Origin of the sequence: Riemerella anatipestifer (assembly GCF_035666175.1) — a bacterium.
GTDB lineage: Bacteria > Bacteroidota > Bacteroidia > Flavobacteriales > Weeksellaceae > Riemerella > Riemerella anatipestifer_D.
On the sequence record NZ_CP142016.1, the window covers coordinates 1487511 to 1510516 of the forward strand.

General features: G+C 36.2%; 18 protein-coding genes. 5 read left to right on the forward strand and 13 right to left on the reverse strand.

Annotated features, from left to right (window positions below; all coding sequences use genetic code 11):
* Positions 1-78: 78 nt before the first annotated feature.
* The 5 genes from VIX88_RS07355 to VIX88_RS07375 all read right to left on the reverse strand — a co-directional run bounded on the left by VIX88_RS07355 (position 79) and on the right by VIX88_RS07375 (position 5305).
* Positions 79-1383 (reverse strand): TIGR00341 family protein, encoded by a 1305-nt coding sequence (locus VIX88_RS07355; protein ID WP_064970533.1) that lies wholly within the window; start codon positions 1381-1383, stop codon positions 79-81.
* Positions 1383-2036 carry a phosphatidylserine decarboxylase family protein gene (locus VIX88_RS07360; protein ID WP_064970540.1) on the reverse strand — a complete coding sequence of 218 codons (654 nt, stop codon included), beginning with the start codon at positions 2034-2036 and terminating at the stop codon, positions 1383-1385. The genes VIX88_RS07355 and VIX88_RS07360 overlap by 1 nt, the downstream gene beginning before the upstream one ends.
* A gap of 16 nt (positions 2037-2052) precedes the next feature.
* On the reverse strand, positions 2053-2931 hold the full coding sequence (locus VIX88_RS07365) for a phosphatidate cytidylyltransferase (protein WP_064970025.1): 879 nt from the start codon (positions 2929-2931) through the stop codon (positions 2053-2055).
* Positions 2932-2952: 21 nt separating this feature from the next.
* Positions 2953-3537: an LUD domain-containing protein gene (locus VIX88_RS07370; protein WP_038693711.1), complete on the reverse strand. Its 585-nt coding sequence runs from the start codon at positions 3535-3537 to the stop codon at positions 2953-2955.
* Positions 3538-3643: 106 nt separating this feature from the next.
* Positions 3644-5305 (reverse strand): DUF6909 family protein, encoded by a 1662-nt coding sequence (locus VIX88_RS07375; protein ID WP_017686079.1) that lies wholly within the window; start codon positions 5303-5305, stop codon positions 3644-3646.
* 166 nt (positions 5306-5471) lie between these two features.
* Here VIX88_RS07375 and rlmD point away from each other — a divergent pair, with 166 nt between their 5' ends.
* The 3 genes from rlmD to VIX88_RS07390 are packed head-to-tail and all read left to right on the forward strand — an operon-like array spanning position 5472 to position 7984.
* On the forward strand, positions 5472-6881 hold the full coding sequence (gene rlmD, locus VIX88_RS07380) for a 23S rRNA (uracil(1939)-C(5))-methyltransferase RlmD (protein ID WP_014937827.1): 1410 nt from the start codon (positions 5472-5474) through the stop codon (positions 6879-6881).
* Position 6882: 1 nt separating this feature from the next.
* On the forward strand, positions 6883-7362 hold the full coding sequence (locus tag VIX88_RS07385) for a DUF6452 family protein (protein ID WP_014937826.1): 480 nt from the start codon (positions 6883-6885) through the stop codon (positions 7360-7362).
* Positions 7328-7984: a DUF6048 family protein gene (locus VIX88_RS07390; RefSeq protein WP_214193717.1), complete on the forward strand. Its 657-nt coding sequence runs from the start codon at positions 7328-7330 to the stop codon at positions 7982-7984. Before VIX88_RS07385 ends, VIX88_RS07390 begins: the two co-directional genes overlap by 35 nt.
* A gap of 850 nt (positions 7985-8834) precedes the next feature.
* Here VIX88_RS07390 and VIX88_RS07395 read toward each other — a convergent pair.
* From VIX88_RS07395 to mutL, 8 genes are all read right to left on the reverse strand, one after another.
* Entirely contained in the window at positions 8835-9221 is a 387-nt protein-coding gene (locus VIX88_RS07395; RefSeq protein WP_014937824.1) for an HU family DNA-binding protein, read from the reverse strand.
* 82 nt (positions 9222-9303) lie between these two features.
* The gene (locus VIX88_RS07400; protein ID WP_014937823.1) at positions 9304-11460 is read right to left on the reverse strand and encodes a hypothetical protein; all 2157 of its coding nucleotides are present in this window, start codon (positions 11458-11460) and stop codon (positions 9304-9306) included.
* A gap of 33 nt (positions 11461-11493) precedes the next feature.
* Entirely contained in the window at positions 11494-13026 is a 1533-nt protein-coding gene (locus tag VIX88_RS07405; RefSeq protein WP_014937822.1) for a hypothetical protein, read from the reverse strand.
* A 705-nt stretch (positions 13027-13731) separates the two neighbouring features.
* Complete coding sequence (gene asd / locus VIX88_RS07410) at positions 13732-14739, reverse strand: aspartate-semialdehyde dehydrogenase (protein ID WP_004917578.1); 1008 nt, start codon at positions 14737-14739, stop codon at positions 13732-13734.
* A gap of 98 nt (positions 14740-14837) precedes the next feature.
* Positions 14838-15275, reverse strand: coding sequence for a hypothetical protein (locus tag VIX88_RS07415; RefSeq protein ID WP_004917576.1), 438 nt, complete (start codon positions 15273-15275; stop codon positions 14838-14840).
* A gap of 97 nt (positions 15276-15372) precedes the next feature.
* Positions 15373-16353, reverse strand: a complete 981-nt coding sequence (locus VIX88_RS07420) for an endonuclease/exonuclease/phosphatase family protein (protein ID WP_161399329.1) — start codon at positions 16351-16353, stop codon at positions 15373-15375.
* 14 nt (positions 16354-16367) lie between these two features.
* Entirely contained in the window at positions 16368-17102 is a 735-nt protein-coding gene (locus VIX88_RS07425; RefSeq protein WP_214194207.1) for a rhomboid family intramembrane serine protease, read from the reverse strand.
* Positions 17103-17118: 16 nt separating this feature from the next.
* The gene (mutL, locus tag VIX88_RS07430) at positions 17119-18915 is read right to left on the reverse strand and encodes a DNA mismatch repair endonuclease MutL (RefSeq protein ID WP_260644964.1); all 1797 of its coding nucleotides are present in this window, start codon (positions 18913-18915) and stop codon (positions 17119-17121) included.
* A 379-nt stretch (positions 18916-19294) separates the two neighbouring features.
* On the opposite strand from mutL, the gene VIX88_RS07435 reads away from it, so the two are divergent.
* Entirely contained in the window at positions 19295-19834 is a 540-nt protein-coding gene (locus tag VIX88_RS07435) for a hypothetical protein (RefSeq protein WP_214193719.1), read from the forward strand.
* 23 nt (positions 19835-19857) lie between these two features.
* Positions 19858-22929, forward strand: coding sequence for a T9SS type A sorting domain-containing protein (locus tag VIX88_RS07440; protein ID WP_214193721.1), 3072 nt, complete (start codon positions 19858-19860; stop codon positions 22927-22929).
* Positions 22930-23006: the final 77 nt, after the last annotated feature.

Consider the following 23006-nt stretch of genomic DNA (forward strand, 5'->3'; position numbering starts at 1 on the left):
ATTTATTGTTTTTGAATAAAACAATGTGCAAATATAAATCTTTTTAAAGATTAAGCCAATCTTAAAGAAGCGTTAAAACTATTTAATGTTATAGATAACCTCTAATTTTGGATTATTAACTCTTACTTTAAGCCATTCATTTATTTTGATCTTCTCTACTTCTCTAATAGATTCTCCTACAGTTATAAGCATTACATTCTTCTTAATTATAGAAGAGTCTGTAACCTCATCCATAGTGCTGAACGCAAACTTCTTTATATTATTATTTTGAACCTTAAGCTCTTTAAATATTTGTTCGGTTTCTTTTTTATGAGCGTTAATACTATCACTCCTCATCACTAAAAACTTCTTGAGCTGTTGTTCCGAATCATTAGCAGGAACAATATTATTCTGTCCATTAACCGATGGCACAAAATTAAACCCTTGTTTTATGACTAATTTCACGCCCTCCAAATCATAATTATTAGCCTTTTTTTTAAGCGCTTTCATACTCTCTTCGCTTAACTTTTCTCCGCCATAAGTAAGTTCTATTTCACCATTCTCATAACTAATTTTCTTACTTAAAAGAAAATTGTTTTGAAATACAGCTTCACCGCTGATAAAACGAGAGGCATTTCGTTCAAATTTATTTTTATTCACCATCACATAGCCGAAGTAAGTACTTGGTATCAAAGTAAGAACGACTAAAAACCACATAATTTTCCTAGAGCGTTTCTCTATCCTCTCATCTTTGAAATGATAACGAGGGAAATCCACTACCTTAAGCACAATAAAGGTTGCTAACGCGATATAAACCGTATTGATGAGATATAAATATAAAGCTCCAAAAAAATACGAAAACTGCAATGTTGCCAGCCCATATCCTGCCGTACACAAAGGAGGCATAAGTGCCGTAGCAATGGCTACTCCTGGTATTACATTACCTTTCAGTTTACTATAAGTAGCCACAATTCCTGCTAAACCTCCGAAAAAAGCGATAAGTACATCGTAGATATTAGGAGAAGTTCTCGCCAATATTTCTGAATAGGCATCGCTAATAGGAGAAACTAAAAAATAAATCATAGAAGCTACCAAGCCAACTCCAGAAGCGAAGGCATAGTTTTTAATGGCTGTTTTCAGCATCCAAGGGTCGTTAATCCCAACAGAAAAACCAATCCCCATAATAGGTCCCATAAGTGGAGATATAAGCATCGCTCCTATAATCACCGCAGTAGAGTTCATATTAAGCCCCAGACAAGCTATAAATATGGCAAAAATTAAAATCCACAGATTAGTCCCTTTAAATGGAATATTTGCAGCTATGTTTTCTTTAACATTATCAAATGTTTCTTGCTGAGAAAGAAGGCTAAAAACTTCTTTTAATTTGGTTAGTTTTTCTAACATTAGCTTTTCAGTTTAGCGATTACATCTAAGCCTCCCTTAGTTTTATCTCCTATTTTGCAAAGTATCTCTGTATCTCGTGGCAAAAACACATCCATACGAGAACCAAATTTAATAAATCCAAACTCGTGCCCTGCTTTGGCTACATCTCCTTCGTTACAATAGAATACAATTCTTCTCGCAACATAGCCTGCAATCTGACGAAATACAACATTAGACCCTAAAAGAGTTTTAACTGCAACTGTAGTTCTTTCGTTTTCGGTAGAAGATTTCTCGTGCCACGCTACTAGATACTTACCTGGGTGATATTTTTTATAAACCACCTCTCCACTTACAGGATAACGGCAAATATGAACATTAAGTGGCGACATAAAGATAGAAACCTGAATACACTTTCCTTTTAAGAATTCATTTTCCTCTACTTCTTTTATCATTACCACTTTGCCGTCTACAGGTGCTATTACATTTTCTCTATGTTCTAAAATAGTTCTATTAGGCACTCTAAAAAACCATAAAACCAATCCTAAAATAACCAAAAGAGGAAGTATAATAACCAGTGCCCACCCCTTTAAAAAATAAATAGACAAGCCGCTTACTATAGCCACCACGCTTCCCACCACAAGTAATGTTCCTTTAGATTCTTTGTGTAATTTCATTATCATCAGTTTATTATTAAAATAACTTTTCTATCGCAAAATATAAATATAATACTGGAGCACATACCATAAAACTATCCAGTCTATCTAAAATTCCTCCATGACCAGGAATGATATTTCCACTATCTTTAACTCCGAAAGTTCGTTTTAGTTGACTTTCTAACAAATCTCCCATAGGAGCAAATACAGATACTAACACACATACCAATATCCAATTACCTCTAAGTTCCGTATAGTTTTGCTCTATAAAAAAACCTAATAGCATTGTGCATAACACTCCACCAATAAAGCCTTCCCATGTTTTCTTAGGACTTATCTTAGGAGCCATTTTATGTTTACCCGATAATCTTCCGAAAATATAAGCAAAGGAATCACTGCTCCAAATAAGAACAAACATCCAAAATACTTCCATAGAAAAAGACTCTGGTAAACCTTTAATAAAAGTAGGTAAACCTAATGCAAAAGAAAACGGTATCACAGTATAAATAACAGCAAAGATGAGTTTGCCATTTTCGTAATAAAGCTCTTTAGGGTAACGAAATAATGTTAATGCCGCAATAGGCAGTAATGCTAATCCTAATATTTCTGATAGTGTAATATTAGCATAAAAACCACTATAGAAGTACTTCATACTAAAGCGATAATACACAAGAAGAACGGCTGGGAAAACCAACCATTTCCAAAAAGTATTATCAAACTTCATCATTCTCACGCATTCCCATACGCCTACAAATAATAAAAATGTAATTAGTCCAAAATAGAGTTGCTCCGCTCCTACCACATAATTCCCAAACAAGTTATTGATAGCAACAGCTCCATAAGGCGTTGTACAAGCAATTATCACAAGTGCATAAACACCACCAAATATTATACGGAGTAATAAATTTTTATCCAAAACAGAATTGATTTAGTTAATTTAATCTTCTAGTAGGAGAAGAAAAAGTTTAGTATTCTTTTTTTGAGGGTCATCTAAGTGTGATTGCCCACCACTTATCGAAGTTAGATTTTTAAGAGTGCTTTTTCTCCGTTTCACTTTCATCATCGCTTCGTTAAGATTGGTTACTATTTGAGAAACAGTAGCCATAATCACAATTTTATCTGGTAGCCTAGAAGAGTTATAGTGTAAGATATTATTGTGAGAAAGCATTATTTTGCCATCGTAAGCGATAAGATATTCACAAGTGATAAAGGCTGCATCATTGAAAAGTTCTAGAGTTTCCGTAGAAGATACCCCTATCACATTTAAGAAATCTCTAAGGTTTTCATCACAACAGAAAATAGAGGACATACCTTCTAACTTAACGATTTGATTGAGCGTTTTAAGAGCTTCTGCCTCGTCTGCACAGTAATTGAAAATACCTCCAGAATGTGTAAACAACTGGGCAAATTTATAATCTAAATCTGCAGAACTAAGCTTATCACCTAATTTTATGATATTAGGCTTCTCTGCTTCCTCTTCTGTATTAAAAATTTTACCGACGATGTTCTTAAACCAACTCAAAATCAACAGAGGCTTTTTCAATTCAATTAACAAAAATAATAAATATTTATTACATATGGCATTAAAAATTAAATTCTCAATCTTTAATGAAACGATAATAAAAGCCTTAATTCAATATTTTTTCTAAAATCCTCAATGTGATAAGGTAGGTAGGCTTAACACCTGTAAGCCCCAATCCTCCCGAAGAAAGGGTACTCCCTGTTTCTAAAGGGTTATCCGAAGCATAGTAAGCATAACACACAAACAAATCTGGACTGATGTGATTTCTTATTTTAGAAGCTACTTGTATGGCTTTTTGATAATGAGCTCCTTCCATCTCAAGACCTATAGCTTTCCAAGAGGTAGTCATAAAGAATGAAAGAATATCCTTATTTTGCAAGGAAGTCCCTAATACCGTAATCATAGACCCTTGAAATGCCTTTAGCTCATCATCTTGAAAATCGGAGAGGCTTAATGCATTTTCAAAAGGGTAATTATCTGCCGTTCCTTCAAAAATATGAGAGGTAGGTATCATAATGTCTCCTTTTTTACCTTCCAAAATCCCTGCTTTACCCATAATGGAAATGGAACGAACTGACATAAAACACATTTCGTCTCCTAGCTTAAATGGTTTTAAAAGTTCGTCCATAACTTCAAAGGCTTGTTCGCCAAAGGCATAATCAAACACCAAAATCACATCTTCTTTACCGATAGCTTTTCCTTGAAAAGGTGTATTCTCTGAAGTAAATTTCTTTAAATCTATGATTTGAACATCTATATTACTTCCACTTTGGTCATCTATATAGATAAGTCCTTTTGATAGGGCATAGTCCGAAACTTTTTTTCTTAGATTGGCATCGTTGCTAATATTTTCGTATAGAGAATAATCTACACTACCTTTATTCTTAATATTAAGAGCATCATTGGCGTAAAGCATATTTTTAACACTGTGCATATTGGCACTTATGATATGCAAAGGTCTTTTGTGTAGGTTATTATTTACCAAAACTTCCTTAACCTTGTTTGCCCATTTTTCGCCAAAGAAATGATGTCCCACACGCTCCTGAAGTATCGCACTAAAGAAGATTTCTCTCGCTCGTTCTTGTCGCCAATCCGCCAAACTTACCTCACCCATGTTATAGATGATTTTGAATAATCGGTCTGGATTTTTCTCATCACCAAACTTTTCGTAAGCATCTAAAGTTTCCTCAAAGGTTCTCCCCAAAAAGGCAGAAAGCTGTATTAAGGCAACTTCTTTTTCTTTTCGTGTAAATTTCTTTTCACCTTTAGCAACCTCTTCTATTGACTTCCAAATACGGCGAGGTGTGCCTCCTTTTTCTAAATCAAAGCCGATGTTTCTTATTTTATCTGCCTCTATATAGAAGAAAGTCAAGTGTGTGAGTATATCGTAAATTTCCGACCTTCCTAGAAGCACCTCAATATTCATTTGATGAGCATCTATCCTGTAGCAATTTCGTCTTCTTTTTTTAGGAACGATAGGCTGAAAACTCGCCTTGTGAAAACCCTCATCTGAAGTTAAATGTATAAAAGCACATTCTTCTACACCTTCTGGCAAACGGTCTAGCACATAGAGTAACCCATCTAGCTCCACCTTTTTAGGCGAGGACATAGAACCGTAAATTTCGGGCTGTATTACCATCAACAAATCCCTAAGGCTTTCTCCTGATACGCCTCCTGGCTTGAAAAAACCTCTATAAAATAAGTGCCTCATACTCACAAACAACCTCTCAATAGCCTCCGTTGTTTCTCTTGCTCTAGACTTTACCATAATGTTAAAAAAGAATAAATTAAACTGCAAACTTACATAATTTTCCAAATTTATAAGTCTTTAGCTTAATTATCCATAGTAATATTGGTCTCTGTATGCCTTTTTTGATTTTCTTTTTAGCAGTCTATTTTAAAACCTTATTTTTGCATCAATTAGTTTTAGAATTATGGGGAGAAAGCATAAAAACATCATTATAGAAAACCTAAAGTTAGTATCAGCGGGAGCTAAAGGCGTTGCTGTAGGGAAAACCACCGAAGGCAAAACCGTGTTAGTTTCAGGAGCTGTCCCAGGTGATACGGTAAACGCTAGAGTGAAAAAATCTAAAAAACAATACTACGAAGCCGAAGCTGTAGAGATTGTAGAATTTTCTCAAGATAGAGTAGAGGCTCAATGCAAACACTTTGGGGTATGTGGTGGTTGCAAATGGCAAAACTTGTCTTACGAAAAACAGCTAGAATTTAAACAGTCTGAAGTTCTTAACAATCTTAAACGAATTGGTGGTTTAACCGATTTTGAGGCTTTGCCGATTTTAGGCTCTCCGCAAGAGTATTTTTACAGAAACAAGATGGAGTTTTCTTTCTCTAATGCTAGATGGCTGACTTCCGAAGAGATACTTAACGGAGCTGACATTGACAATAAAAACGCTTTAGGCTTCCATATTCCTGGTATGTGGAGTAAAATTTTGGACTTAAAAGAATGTTTCCTACAAGAAACACCTTCTAACGAAATAAGACTTGCTGTAAAAAATTATGCCGATGCCCACCAGCTAGAGTTTTTTGATGTTAAAAATCAGGAAGGGTTTTTAAGAACACTAATGCTAAGACAAAACTCCAAAGGAGAGTGGATGGTGCTGTTCCAATTCTACAAAGAACAAAAGGAAGACCGCGAAGCCTTATTTGAATATCTCCTCAACGCTTTCCCTCAAATCAAAACTTTGGTGTATGCCATCAACCCTAAACCTAACGACTCCATCTACGACCTAGAGGTAGAGACCTACTATGGCGATGGGTTTTTAATAGAACAAATGGAAGATTTGCAATTTAAAATAGGTCCTAAATCTTTCTTCCAAACCAATTACCAACAAGCCTTAGCCCTTTACCAAAAGACACTAGAGTTTGCCGATTTAAAAGGGGACGAAGTGGTGTACGACCTCTACACAGGCACAGGGACTATTGCCCAGTTTGTAGCGAGAAAAGCCAAGCAAGTGATTGGGATTGAGTCTGTACCAGAAGCGATAGCTGCCGCTAAGGAACACGCTAAACACAACGGTCTAGACAACTGCACCTTCTACTGTGGGGATATGAAAGATATTTTTACTGATGAATTTTTAGCTCAACACCCTAAGGCAGATGTCTTAATTACCGACCCTCCTAGAGACGGAATGCATCAAAAGGTAGTGGAACAAATTCTAAAGTTAGCTCCAGAAAAAATAGTCTATGTAAGTTGCAACTCTGCTACACAAGCAAGAGATTTAGCCCTGATGAAAGAACATTATCGTGTGGAGAAAATCCTTCCTGTAGATATGTTCCCACAAACACATCACATAGAAAATATTGCCCTACTAAAGAAGATTTAAAATGAAATTATTCAAACTTGTTTTTGTTTTGGGAATGCTACTTTCCCTCGCCTCTTGTGGAAGCGATGACGATATTTGCGAAAGTGGACTAAGCTCTCCTAGAATGAAACTTAAATTTAAAGACAGCTCCAACAAACTCTACCAGCCAGATACCCTTATTATTGGAGTAAAACTGACAGGGGAGGAAAACATTAAAACGGTAGTTTCTGCCTTAAAACCAGATTCGGTACTCGTGCCATTGAGAGTAGATGATACCAATTTTACAGACCTCTACATTAGTACCAGTGCCAAAGGAACACCCTCTAAAGTAAGGGTGCTTTACACGCCTGTTTCAGAATATGTTTCTCCTGCTTGTGGTATGCGAAGGCTCTACAACGACCTATCTGCTGTTTTGGAGAATGCCACCCCTGTTAAAAATATAGAACTCAACGAAAAGAATATCCACGATGAAAATAAAACCCATCTTTATCTTATTTTTTAGTGTTTTTTTTCTAAACCTATCTGCTCAAGACAAAGACAGCCTAAAAACAAAATGGAAATATCAGCCTAACGCTATGGTGGGTGTCAATGTTTTAGGAGCAGGTCTTTCAGTATTTTCTAAGCAAAAAAACATTCAGTTTTTTGTTTCAAGGGAAATTAAAGGCAAACTCAATGGGATTGTAGAAGGTGGCTACGCCCAAAATATTTATGACAAAAATGCTTATAATGCAACTACTTCGGGTATTTTTGGTAAGCTAGGAGCCTTCTATATGATGGTAACCGATGCCGAAGACCGCCGTAATGGATTCTATGCAGGAGGTAAACTCGCTACTGCTTTTTATCAGCAAACCTACCTCGCCATTCCTACCAAAGGCTCTCTAGGGCAAGTTTTTACGGCTAGTTTGCCCACTTCTCGGCAATCCTCTTATTGGGTAGAAGCTACCGTGGGCGGAAGGGTAAGGCTTTTTAATTCTAACTTCTTTATAGATGTTAATGCACAACCTAAATACTTGCTTTATACCACAAAACAAGACGGCGTTTTCCCTATGGTTGTTCCTGGATTTGGACGAAGTTCTGGGAAATTTAATATGGGATTTGCTTGGAATTTAGCGTATTATTTTTAGCCATAGTTTTCTCGTCCCTTTTGGCTACGCTAAACCACTGCGTTAGGTTTAAGTCAAGCTAAAAGTACAGATATATACATCTATTTCCCTTCTTTTGTCTTGAAGCAAAAGAAGCAAAAATTCAAGACTGTAACCCCTTTGGCTAAACCTCATTACTAAAGGCTAAAATCCCCAAAACTCGCTCTAACGCTTTTGTCCACACCTTTGCTCAAACAATGGGTATTTTTTAACGCCTTTACTAACGAGGTTCTTAACGCCATCGGGCTTAGAGGTCAGATATACTATATATATTATAAGTACTCCTATCCAAAGACCATTTTAAAACCGCTTTAAATTATAACCTTTTAGCTATTATCAACGCTCTGCTGAGCAAATACCATTTAAAGCAATGCTAAATTATTAGCACTCCACTCTCCGACCTAAGGAAACGAAGGCGTTAAGAAAATGAGGTATCCATTCGTTAAAAAAGACCTATTGTCTGAACAAGCGTGGGACTTAGCCTTGGCGTGAGTTCTAGGGCTTTTAGAATGGACAACGCAGTTTTAGCCGCAGTTTTCTAGTCTTGACCTTTTGGTACTTTTAGGTCAAGCTAAAAGTATAGACAGTAAAATAAATAATATTGTTCTTTTGCCTTGAAACAAAAGTACAAGCATATACATACACAGTGCTTCTGCTTTGCCCTCACTACTGATGTTCTCTTAAAGTATAGTTGAGACTACTAAAAACCTAGCTAGGTTTTCACAAAAACATCACTAGGTTTTAAGCAAAACATAGCTACCTTTTGGGTAAAAGATAGCTATGTTTTTAATACTCCTAAATATAAGTGGTTTCAGGGGGCTTGTAAAAAGACTTATTTCTTCTTCTCAAAGCCTGCTGCCTTCATACTGTCTAAAATGCGTTTACCAGGGCGGTAGTTTACACCTACCGATTTAATAAGACTTTGATTAAAATCTTTCTCCGTAGCTGCTCCGCCACTGCTTAGGGTAGGATAGAGTGTCCCCAACTTTTCCAAACGGACGATTTTACTATCTGCCAAAGCGTTTTGTATCACATTCTCTAAAGCGATGATGACCGCCTTAATATCTGCCTCACTTAGAGCAGAAAACTTCTCGATTTGCTTGGTAAGCTCGTCTATACCTACCTCTCCGTCGGTGGTAATACTAGCGTACCATTTTTTATCACCTCCACCAGCAACACCTGGTTGAACTCTTTCAATAACTTTGTACTTGATTGACATATCTTTTATTTTTATGGTTTATTTTTTCTCTGTTAAAAAATCCCCCACCGTGCTAAAACACACAATAGGGGAAAGGATTAAACTATTTTACTAATAAGGCTTCTAGCTTCTGTAAACGAGCTTCCAACTCCTTATTTTTATTTTCTAGGCTCTCTATTCTTGCATCTTTCTCTTTTAGAGCCTTGTCTTGCTCTATACTATGCAGGTACAATTCCTCTATCTTTTCTACATTGGTAAGTTGTGTTGCCATAAGGTCTATATAACCTTGTTTTTTGATAGCTTCCGCAGACTGATACCCTGGTAAATGCCCATTAGTCTTTACAAAATCTTCTACTTGGCTTAGGGTTTTAAAGCTATAATCCGCTTTGATACTAGAAGTACCTGTGTAATACTTTTGGAAGACATAGTCTGGGAAAAGTGTTGCTCCATTAGTTCCTGCAAAAGAGGCTGCTTTTACCCTCCCTGCCACTTCTAGTTTTTCGGTTGGAGATATCGTACCTATACCCACATTACCTATTTCGGTAATACGCATACGCTCTTCTTCTGAAGTTTTAAATTTTATACCTTCAAATCTACCTGTTGCTGATGAATAATTTGTATTGGAATCTGATGAAAGTTCTATAGCTCCAACGGAACGAACTCCAGAATTAAGTGCACTTGTACCGTTGTTAATTAGATAAACTCCATCATCCATAATAAAGTCAATACCAGAGTAAGCATGACCTACAGCTAACTTTACTTGTGGGTTATTAGTTCCTACACCTACATTACCACTGTCTCTAACAAAAATATTTTCACTATCAGTTCTTACAGTTGCACCATCAGATAAATTAGTAAGCTTTATGGAGGTATTAGCTTTATCATTAGTCCATAGATTAGATAAAGAGGCTAAAGAACCTGTTTTAAGAACACCATTAGCATCTACTGTTACTAAACGATCTTCTGTAACATTATTATCTGCCAACTCTCCAAATCTAATATTTCCCAGATTCGTAAAAATAGCATATCTGTTTACTCCTTGTGTAATACTATTGACATGAATCCCGTGATTATTTTCAATTCTATTTCCAACACTTGGGTCTATTTTTTCTCTTATATATAGACCAAATGCATTAGTTACACTCCCTGTAAAATTAGCATCTAATTCTCTACTAGACGATAACCCAATAAAATTGGTTATATTTCCTGTTGCTAGCGTAGTTTTATTATCTACCATACCTCTGACACCTTCCAAAGATGCAATAGTACCAGCTCCTCTTTGAGAGGCATACCCTTGAAATCCTACCACATTAGATGAATTTTGATTTGAATATTGACTTGCTTGTCCAAAATAGCCATACTGATTTACAACTGTTGAAAGAGGATAGACTGTTGAGACAGCAGCTCCTCCTATCACTCTACCTACAGTACCTGAACCTTGGTGTGATATATCTAAAAACTCTCCGTAAAGACGATCAAAATTATCTGAATTACTCGCGTCATTTAATAAAGTCTGTGCTGAACCATAAACTTGGCTATATTTAGCTGACAAAGAAGTGTTCACAATACCCATTTTACGGAAAAACACCCCTCTTTTATCATTAGTATCACTTTGAGTTATTTTTGAAGCATCATAAAACTTCCCGCTAACAAAGTTTCCTCCTACAACAGGATAAGTAATAGGGAGAGTAGAAGCTATATCCTCCCAAGGATAGACTTTATAAGAACCCAATCCTTTTGTCTTTTGGATATGTTGTGTTTTTGTATAATACTCTTCTATATCTGAACTAGGATAATTTAGTTCTACATTTCCATTGGTATTATTATATATCCATGGAAACTCACTAGCTCCCTTATTGTCGTTTAGTTTTACCCATTCTCCATTAGTAATACTTCCATTCGGATAAGTTTGGTTAGGATTTTTAAAATAATAGAAACCTGGAGTTACCTCTACTTGTTTCCCTCCTTTACTAGTGTCTGCTAAGGTTTTTCCTGTACCAGAGTTGTAAACTATCATACCGTCAAAATAGGTAGAGAATTTACCTGGATTGATACTTGATATTTTAAATTCCCATGTAGTTAAGTCTACCTTTGGAAAATACAAACCTTTACCAATATTGTTGTTTGAACGATTGTATCCAGAAGCATCTAAAAAAGGATTCTCTTGATTGATTACTGGGTTAAGATTTGATTGTGTATTGATTTGACCGTAAGCCCATGTTCCCAATAATACACTTATTGCAATTATATTTTTTTTCATTGTTTTTATTTTTATCCTCAGTTTTTATTTATACTAGTAACTTCCTCCTATTACATACCACGCTGAACCATCTGACATCAAAATATGTCCTTTACCACCATCTAATGTAGTAGCACTAATTGGCTGATAACTTCCTCCATAGTTTAACTGTGTACCTGACTGATTATTTACAGATAGGATTTTCCCTGCATAGTTGGCAGGATTAGGCATATCAATAGTTTCAGTAGTAGTTTGGATTAAACAAAAAGTACCCTCTTTTTTCCATTCTGTATCATTAGCTTGATCTACTTTTCTAATACTTCCAGTAATGGCATTCAAAGTGTTTCCTCCTGAAAAACTTGAACGCTCTACAGTCTTTAGTATTCCGTTAGTATCTGCTACTACTACTTTATCCGTAGCTACAGTTGATGTTTGTAGTCCTTCTATTTTAACAGGATCTGTATCTGCTTTAATATGCAACTTGTTAGTAGGTGCTATTGTACCTATACCCACTTTACCACCACTTGCAACCCTCATATGTTCTTGATTAGATACTTTAAAAGTAATTTCTCCCACAGAAGGAAAATTTCCTTCAAAATCAGAAGCAATTTCCACACCTCCTATAGAGCGAATACCAGCCTTCTCTCTATTTGTCAGTTTGTTTAATAGAAAAATCCCGTCTGTGGTGGCATAATTTATACCTGTATGCGGAGTACTAACAGATAAGCTATATAATGGAGCACTTGACATTCCAATACCAAGTTTACCATCTTTATTCAATGTCATTTTTACAGAGCGTTCTGTTTCCAAATCATTGGTTGTTGAGAAAGTAATATCTGACTTTATTGCCTCTCCCGCAACAACATCTCCATTTACTTTTGAGCCTATACTTGATGTATTTACATAATTAGCACCATCATAACCTCTAAATAAAAGATTTCCTAAATAATCATTATTACCTACAGGTTTCTTTGCTACACCAGTTCCTCTAGTTTTATTAAATTCTAGCGTAGGAGCTGCATTTACACTACTATAATTTCGCTCTATAGCTATTGACCCATTGGAATAGTTATCTCCTTTAACAAAAATGGCTCTGGTAGGATTATTTTCTCCAACTCCAACAAAACCGTCATTATTTACAAATACATTGTTATCATCTGTTCTTTCTGTTGTTCCATCAAAGAGATTTTTAATTTTTACTACTCCAGTAGTAGGGTCATTAGTCCAAATTTGGTCATTAGCTTGAGTATCACTCAAGCTTACCCACTTACCGTTAGTAAAATAATAAAACCCTTTACCTCTTATTTCAGAAATAGTGGTATTAGCTTCAGCAACACCACTTTCTATATAAACTAAGGTAGATTCCTTTACATCTGTTCCCATTGCCTTAGCTCTTGCAGCAGTAACACTTGGGATTAAAATCCCTTCTTTAGTACTTCCATTTTTGTTAGCATCAGATATTTGAAGCTCCAATGTTGCATTAGGAGTAGTGGTATTAATCCCTACTTTACCATCGTACTGTCCATAAGCTGCTAAGCTTAAGCCTAAAAAGGCTAACACACTTAATTTTGTCGTTTTTGTTGTCATAATATTTAATTTTAAAATGGTTAATATTTAAAGTTTATAGAAGTTAGATATTGGATTTTAGATGTTAGAGGTTGGAGGTTCAGCTTAAGGGTTGATGGGGCTATACTAAGTTCTAAACTCTCATATCTCACCTCTAACCTAAAAAAACGCCTTCCCCCTCTAAACACACACAAAATGAGAGGAAAGGCTAAAACAGAAAGAGCAGAATACTCTCTCTGAACACTAAAAGCACCTAACAAGAACGACCATGTTATGAGACAAAACAATGGTGCTTTTAATAAGTATTTATGAAAGCTAAAATTAGAATGATATAAACGCAAAAAGCCCCCAACAAAAGTTGGCGGAACGATATCTTGTTTTAACGATAAAAGTCTAAAGAATTTTCTAGATAATAGGACGCATATACACGAAACTATCTGTGTGTGTGTGTGTGTGTGTGTGTGTGTGTGTGTGTGTTTACACAATTATTTGGAAATACCAAATTTTTGTGTAAGTTTTTTTTACTTTTTTGTATGTTGCTGATAGTGTATCGCATAAATTTGAAGCAAACTTATAACCTTTTGCGGAAGTGTGCAAGTTTTTAGAACATTTTTAAATATTTGATAACCCAATTATAGGTCTATCAGCTTTACTCTTTAGTTAATCAACATAAAAAAATCTTTTAGCAGCTTGCTAAAAGATTTTTTTATCATTTCTATTTATCATCTAAACCAACTGATGTTTTACTAAATATTCTGCTATTTGTACTGCATTGGTAGCTGCTCCTTTTCTTAGGTTATCTGCTACAATCCAGCAGTTAAGTGTATTAGGTTGAGAAATATCTCTTCTTAATCTACCCACAAAAACATCATCTTTACCTTCGGAGTATCTTGCCATAGGATATAGATTTTGGCTCAAATCGTCCTGAAGCGTTACACCACTAGTATTGGCTAATATTTGTTTCACCTCTTCTAAATCAAAATCGTTTTCAAACTCTATGTTTACGCTTTCAGAATGTCCGCCTTGCACAGGTACTCTTACCGCTGTAGCCGTGAGGTTAAAGCTATCGTCTCCCATAATTTTCTTAGGCTCACGCATCAGTTTAAGCTCTTCTTTGGTGTAGCCTTCATCAGAAAACACATCGCAATGAGGCAAAGCATTTTTGAATATTTCATAAGGGTAAACCTTCGGAACTGATGCTTCTCCACCTTCTACAGAAGTTCTAATTTCATCATTAAGCTGGTCAACCGCCGCCTTACCTGTCCCTGTAACCGACTGATAGGTAGATACTACCACTCTTTTTATTTTATACTTTTTATGCAACGGATTAAGCACCATTACCAACTGAATTGTAGAACAGTTTGGATTAGCAATAATCTTATCGTCTTTGGTTAAAACCTCTGCATTTATTTCTGGAACTACCAATTTTTTAGTAGGATCCATTCGCCACGCTGAAGAGTTATCCACCACAAAAGAGCCTACTTCTGCAAACTTAGGAGCCCACTCCAAAGAAGTGCCACCACCTGCGGAAAATATAGCAATGGCAGGTTGCTTTGCTACGGCATCTTCCATAGACACAATAGGATATTCTGCTCCTTTAAATTTTATCTTTTTTCCAACCGATTTTTCAGACGCTACAGGAATAAGCTCCGTTATAGGAAAATCTCTTTCTTCCAACACTTTAAGCATCACTTGTCCCACCATACCTGTGGCACCTACTACTGCTATTTTCATATCTAATTTATTCTGTATTTATTTTAGCACCAACGCTCTAAAACACCATAATTATTGATTTTTTAGAGCGTTGATTTAATTATTTTTAAACCTAACTTTTAAACAAAAAGTTTATCAAAAGGGAACCTCAACAAGAATAAAACTACCGCTAACAGCCCCATAATAACAATACCAAAGTTTAGCGTTTCAGAAGTTTTAATTTTCTTATTTACTATCGTCATCAGTACAGCAGCCACCAACATCGTTACAGGGTGTTCTACATAAGAAAACCTTAAAACGGCATCTTTCATAATGCCTCCCATACCTATTTCTTTAAGATAGAATAAAAACTGGGACTTAAAAAACAACATTCCCAAACCTATAAGAAACTGTGTGTGAAACAAAATCATTGTAAATAAGCTGGACTTTTTAAGCAACTTGGAAACCTTACCAGAATAACCAAACATAGCTACCAAAAGTGCTACCACAAATACTGCTGCCGCTAATAAAACCAAATAAGCAAACCCTCTATGAGCGTGCAAAATCATATTTTCCATAATAATCTATTTTTCGGTAGCAAATATAGAAAAAAATCCCAACGAATACCGCTGAGATTTAGTAGAATTGATAGCTATTCTTCTTATCAAAAATAGTTTAGTAGCTAAATTCTCCAATGATAGGATAGTGGTCAGACAGTTTTCTGCTTCTATCCGTTTTCAGAGAAACAGGTTTTATTTCTTTAGTTGAAAATAGATAATCTATTCTTATCGGAAATTTATAATCGTGGAAGGTTGTGCCTAAGCCTTTGCCTACTTCTAGGAAGCTGTCCGTCATATTTTGGCTTAGATAATAATACTCATAAGAATTAGGAACGGCATTAAAATCACCACCTAAAACCACAGGATAAGGCGATTTTTCTATGGCTTTTCTAATTTGCTCTACTTGAGTTTGGTGAGCTTTAAAGACAGGTAAAAATCGGGCTATTAAACTTTTAGCTTTTTCTTCGGAAACATTAAGATTTGTACTTGGTTTTACCATTTCTTTATTCAGTTCAAAAGGCTTTAAATAGACATTTACAAATCTCATTCGTTTGCCTTTAATTTCAGTGTCTATATAACCCGCATAGCCATTATCTGCATCAATTAGAATTCTCCCAGATTCTATTATCGGTGTTTTAGAATAAAACTCCAAAATGTCTATTTCTTTTCTGTAAGGCAAATCTTTTATATTTTCCTTAAAAACACCTTTCTCTTGAATTAGAATAATATCAGGAGAGAAAGATTCTAGATGTTGTGCGATATTTAGGATACCCTTTTTTCCTGCCTTAATATTAAAACTAACCACCTTGAAATCAGAAGCGTTTTTATTTTCTGTGGAATAGTTAACCCATCTCCTGATAGGTGTTAAAAGCAATGCTAGAGCCAATAGGAAAAATAAGCCTCTCTTTTTCCAACCTAAAATCCAAAACAAACATAACAAACAATAGCCTAAAACTAAAATAGGGAAGGCTAAAGACAAAAGGTTAAGTTCTGCAAATACTCTCGGCGGAATATAGGCATTCATCATACACAAATAGAGCAATGCCAAAAGCCCTAAATGTATAATAAATACAATAATTCTAAGAATTTTCATTATTTATATTAGGGCTATTACTGTATTCTGAAACGGTTTCTACTCCACATTTTTATGAGAATATATCCTACTAATGCTCCGCCTAAATGGGCAAAATGAGCCACATTATCTCCTGCCATCTGAGTAAACCCTAAATAAATAGACCCTGCTATAATGATTGGGAATAGTATTTTAGCTTTTATCGGGAATGGTATAAACAAAATCATAATCCCTGCATTGGGGTAAGCCACTGCAAAAGCTGCCAACACACCAAATATCGCTCCAGAGGCACCTACCATTGGCGTTATTAAAAATTGTTGTAACTGTCCTACCTCATCACCTCTCCCAAAAATAGCTCCCATGTTAAAAGAAGGATTGTTAAGATTAGCTCCTCTAAACACCGATGCTAAATCTACACCTTGCTGATGCAGACTGCTCGTAAGTTGATAGAAGTGATAATAGTTCCAAACATTAAATAGAATGAACGCTCCCAAACCGCTAAAAAAGTAGAGTGTAAGATATTTCTTATCGCCCAAAGCCCTTTCCAAAACAGAACCGAAACTCCATAACCCTATCATATTAAACAAAAGATGCGGAAATCCTCCGTGCATAAACATATGCGTAATGATTTGCCAAGACCTAAAATTAGGCGACAATGGGAAATAAGCAGGTAAGAAATTCTCTATCCCTGCGGGTAAAAAGTAACCTAGTATAAATACAACCACATTGATGACGATAAGATTCCTAGTGATTGGTGGTATATTCTGGAACATCATTTTTTTAGTTTTATCAATTTTTAATTTTATTCTTCAAGTCTTCCAATGGCAGGGCAATGTAACATTTTTTTCCTGATGGTGTATATTCAGGAAACCCCAAATCCGAGAAGTCTTTAATCATCTGCTCTACTTCGGTTTTATAGAAGAAATCAAAGCGAGACTTAGCGTTAATCTTCGTCCATTGATTTTCATAGTAAGCCATAAATTCTTCCTCGGTTTTGTAATCTAACACTTCAAATAGTTTCTCCAAAAACTCATTGACTTGCTTCTCCTTCAATCCGTTAGGCACGGCGTTTATTCTCAAAACATTGTCGTCCCCAAGTTCCATTTCAAAGCCTAATTGTGGCAAATATTTCTTTATGGAACGGTACTTATTTTTCTCCATTTCGTTGAGCAGATACTCTATGGAAAACAGTAGTTTTTGACCTACGCCTGTCTCTTTTTTCTGTTTTCTTCGTTCGCTAACAACCACAGAGTGCATTCTTCCCAAATCTAGCATAAGTGTATCTTCTCCTCGGTTATAAAGCCAATAGCCATTAGGCAATCTCATTAAATCCTCATCAAAGTCTTCATCTTCAAATAAATTGATTCTAGAAGGCTCTGCTGTGGTAATACTTTGGCTATAAAGCTCTGTAAGGGCGATGCTTTCAGAAGGTTTTACACGCTCCTGCTGAAACGGATTATAATCTCTATCTACCTGTATAGACGGTGCTTTGTAACTACTATTACTGATGGACAGCGTAGCTTTAGGATAATGACTTTGCAAACCTAAAAGCTGACTTTGGCTTTCATCTTTATCAAAATCTAAACTAGGAGACACATTATAAACACCCAAAGATTTCTTTATTGTAGAACGAATAAGAGCGAAAATAAGGGCTTCGTCCTCAAATTTAATTTCGGTTTTTTGTGGGTGTATGTTTACATCTATTTTCTCTGGGTCTATTTCTAGATATAAGAAAAACGACGGATTGTAGCCTTGTTGAAGCAACCCATCAAACGCTTCCTGAACCGCTTTATTGAGATAAGCACTTCTAAAAAACCTACCATTAACAAAGAAAAATTGCTCTCCTCTCGATTTCTTAGCTCCCTCTGGTTTTGCAACATAACCATTAAGTTTTACCCAATCTAAATCTTCTTTTATAGGAATAAGCAAAGGCTGAAGTTTCCTACCGAATATATCTACAATTCTTTGTAGAAGACTTGCTTTTCTGAGTTTGAAAATTTCCTCATCATTATGATAAAGCGAAAATTCTATATCCTCATGAGCCAATGCTACTCTATGAAATTCGTCTATAATGTGCCTAAATTCTACATTGTTAGACTTCAAAAATTTACGCCTAGCAGGTACATTGTAAAATAAATTTTTAACTGCAAAATTAGACCCTTCCGAAGTTTGTACAGCCTCCTGAAATTGCAATTCTCCACCTTCTATATAGATATTAGTACCTACAATATCTTCTTCTTTTTTAGTTTTCAGCTCTACCTGTGCCACCGCTGCAATAGAGGCTAAGGCTTCGCCTCTAAACCCCTTAGTAGCAATCTTAAAAATATCTTCGGTAGCATAGATTTTAGAAGTGGCGTGGCGTTCAAAAGCCATTCTTGCGTCAGTTTCGGACATTCCCGCACCATTATCTACTACTTGTATCAAGTTTTTGCCAGCTTCTCTTATGATGAGTTCTACTTTAGTTGCCTTAGCATCTATAGCATTCTCTATCAGCTCCTTTACTACAGAAGCTGGTCTTTGCACCACCTCACCCGCTGCAATTTGGTTGGCTACATAATCTGGTAAAAGTCTAATAATATCTGCCATAAACTCACTTTATCCGCCCCAAAAATAGGCATAAGATTTTTAGTAAAAAAACGAATTTATTTTAATTTTTAGTATTTAATAACAATATTTAATATTTATTATTAAATTACCAATACAAACTATACAATACACAAAAAGTAAAAACTCTTTTATAAATATGTAATTATTATCACACTTTACCTTTAAAATGAATTTTTAATAAAATTATTAACTTTGCAAAAAACTTGCAAAGAATGCATTACAAGAACTATTTTCTAATGGAGAGTTTTTGTATTGTTATACTTTTTGCCTTCAAATCTTAAAACCAAGTGGAATTCCATACAATCCTTACATAATGAAATGGGAATGTATTACCCAAGGTTGTAGTGAATAAAAAATAATGATATTGAAAATATTATTTACTGGCATTGTATCTATTTTGTTAAATCATTGGTCTATTGCACAAGTAGCGATAGACAAAAGCACTTTACGAAGTACAAGCTCTATTTTGGAGTTCAACGATATGAAAGAAACTAATGGCTCTGCTAAAGGCATTATACTGCCAACATTATCAGACCATTCTTTGGCTCAACAAGGTGCTTTATGGTTTGATTTACAAAACCAAAAAGTGATGTATAAATCTGCCACAGCAAATATCCCCCTTACAACTGCGGCTCCTAATCCAACAGTTGTTTCTACCTATACAGGAACAGAGAATACGGGAATAGAAGGAGTGGTCATTAGACGTACTACAGAAAATTCTTCCTCTGACGACCCTGCGGTTTTGAAATTAGATAGTAAAAGTACTGCTTTACTACTACCTTATGTCAACGATGTAACTACTGATTTGGCAAGCCCCGAAGCAGGCACGATTGCCTACGACGGAAAGAGTAAATCTTTGGCTATCTTTAATGGTGAACATTGGTACTTTTGGAATTAAAAATAAAACTATAATCTAATAATATGTACAAAAAAGTATTATTATTAACCTATTTTTATGCCTCTCTACTGATGGGGCAACAGCAAGAACTCTACGACCCCTACACACCAGAGTATTTTTCAATGGGGAAAAATGACCCTGCGTGGTTGCAACTCATCGTAGATAATCCGAGTGGGGTTAATTTCTTTGAAATGGAAAAGAAATTTGGCGAGTGGTTAGACAGTGACCCTGATGCCAGACGCAAAACCCCAGAGAAAAAACCTGTCGTAAACTTCTACCGAAGATGGCAGAAGGCGTACAGACCATTTGTAAATGGCAAAGGGGAAATCGTGCTTCCTACCAAAAAAGATTATTTCGCCAGATTAGACAGACAAAACTTAGAAAATAGCCCAAATATCAAGAGGAGTAAACGAGATATAACAACATTCAATACAACCCCTTCTACACCCAAAAGATGGCATAGCGTAGGACCATTTACTACGGATTATAATGGGAACGAAGGCTACCGAAAATCTTATGATTCTCACGCCAACGTTTTCAGAATCGATGTTTCTAAAACCAACCCTAATATTCTTTATTCTGGAGCAGAAACAGGCGCCGTCTTTAAAACTATAGACAAAGGAAAAACTTGGACCGCTTGTGCTTCTGATTATAACTTCGGGACCAACATCACTGCCATTAGAATAGATCCACAAGATCCAAATACGGTATGGGTAGGTTCTACTTCTGGATTGTTTGTTAGTAACAATGGTGGTAATAATTTTAGAAGAATAGGAAACATCACCACCACTGTAAACAGTATAAGAATAAGCGACGACAGTAAAACGGTAACTGTAGCCACAGGGGAAGCACACCGATTTAAAGCCAGTCGTCCTAACTCAAAAATAGATGGTTTCTTCATTTCGGAAGACGGTGGTAAAGAATTTCGAAAAGTCATGAACGGAATTTTCTATGATCACGAACTAAAACCAGGAAATTCCAAAGTGGTCTATCTTTACGGAAGAAAGGATAGAAACTGGCACTCACAACTACACATCTCCGACAACGGAGGGAAATCTTTCAAAAAAAGTCTAACAATAAAATACGGCAATATTGCAGGACGTTTAGCGGTGAGTGATGCTAAAGGAGGAGAAAATTATCTTTATGCTTTAGTAAGTGTAGAAAAGAAAGGGCATTACTACGGAGAACCCCATATCCTACAAAGCACCGACGGAGGGATAAACTGGACGGATAAAACCCAAATAACAAACGATCTCAGAGAATATACAAACACTTTTTGCCCTTCTATTGATGGACCAAACGGTGGACAGGGGTACTACGATATGATGATAGGCGTTTCTGGGACCAATCCCGAACACGTGATTTTTGGATTATGCAGTGCTTACCGTTCCCTCAGAGGAGGTTCCGGAGGCTATAAAGAAACAGCCATTGGTGGCTATTGTAGTGTGAACTTTAAAATGCACGCCGATATGCAAGATATTGCCATCGCAGGCGATGAGGTGTGGATTGCCAACGATGGGGGCATTAAATACTCTGATAATTTTTTTAAAGAGGATCACAGTGGAAAAATCACAGGAGAAGACCGAGTCAACGGCATCTATGCCAGTGACTATTACGGTTTCGGACAGGGTTGGAACGAAGATGTAATGGTGGGAGGTCGATGGCACAATGGCGATGCCGTGATGATGAAAAGTTATGGCGAAGGCAGAGCTGTCTATGTGGGCGGCGTGGAGCAGGCCACAGGCTACGTCATGGTAAGTAATCCTAAGAAAGTTTATTTTTCTGACGCAGGAATGTTCACCATGCCAGAGAATATAGAAGGAAAAACCATTTCGGATTGGAGACCGTTTGACTCCCAAAAACCTTACGAAGCCCTAAAAGTGAACGGATTTTTCGGAACAGACCCACGCTATGCCAAAAGAATTCTATATCACCCCAGAGAAAGAACAGGCAACCCTACCCGGGAGATTTGGGAAACCACAGATGAAGGGCATACTCTTAAGCAGATACATACTCCTAATGATAATATTTCTAATGTAGAGTTTGCCCGTTCTAATCCCAATGTGATCTATGCTTGCGGACAAAGCTTCATTTATAAATCTACAAATAATGGAGCTACATGGAAACAAATAAATATGCCTCAGCTAAATGGTTTTTTTCCAAACATTACTGTAGATCCCAAAGACGAAAATAAAATATGGATAGTACAAAGCTATACTTTAGGTGGAGTAGCTTACAGTGAAAACGGTGGAGAAACTTGGGTAAAACCATTAGAAAATAATCCCATTATGAGCAAAATAGCCTTTCGTTGGTTAGTATTGGCTGGTGATGAAACCAATGGCGTTTATTTAGGATCTGATGAAGGCTCTTATGTTTATTACAAAGACGATACGATGACGGAATGGATAAATTATTCCCAAGGCTTGCCGCCGGCAGCAAGGCTCACCCGTCTCGTTCCATTCTTCAAAGAAGGAAAACTAAGAGCCGCAACCTCACAAGGGATATGGGAAATTCCTTTATACAGACAAAAATTTACACCCGTAGCACAACCAATGGCAACCAACATTAGCCAAGCCCGATTAAATGATGCTAATATGACGGTAGAGTTTGAATCTTACTCTATTGTAAACCAAGACAAAGTTGAATGGGAATGGTCGTTTAAGCCTGAACCTCAATATGTAAGCAACAAAAAGGTAAGAAATCCCAAAGTCATATTTAAGTATAACGGCAAATACGATGTTACCCTAAAAGTTACCACACCAGAAGGCTCCCATAGCCGAACCATTGAAAATATGATTATAGTGGACAACGGAGTGCTAGGAACCAACGAAACCCAAGCCTCTACGAATAAAGTAGCCGTTTATCCTACCTCGTTAAATTCGGGAGAAACACTTTACATAAAACGAGGCTTATCCCAAGAACAAGGAAAGTTTCGTATTTATAGTGCCGATGGAGCGTTGATTAAAACAGTAGAGATAGAAGCCAATTCTGGAGCGGAAATTACCGTTCCTACTCACGGATTGCAAAAGGGCGTTTACCTTTTCCAATACTCTACCTACAACCACATACACCGTGGTAAATTCATCATAAAATAAATACATTAACCAACAAAAGTTGCCTTCTTTGGAAGGCAACTTTATCATTTCATAACCTTTCAGCAACATTACTTTAA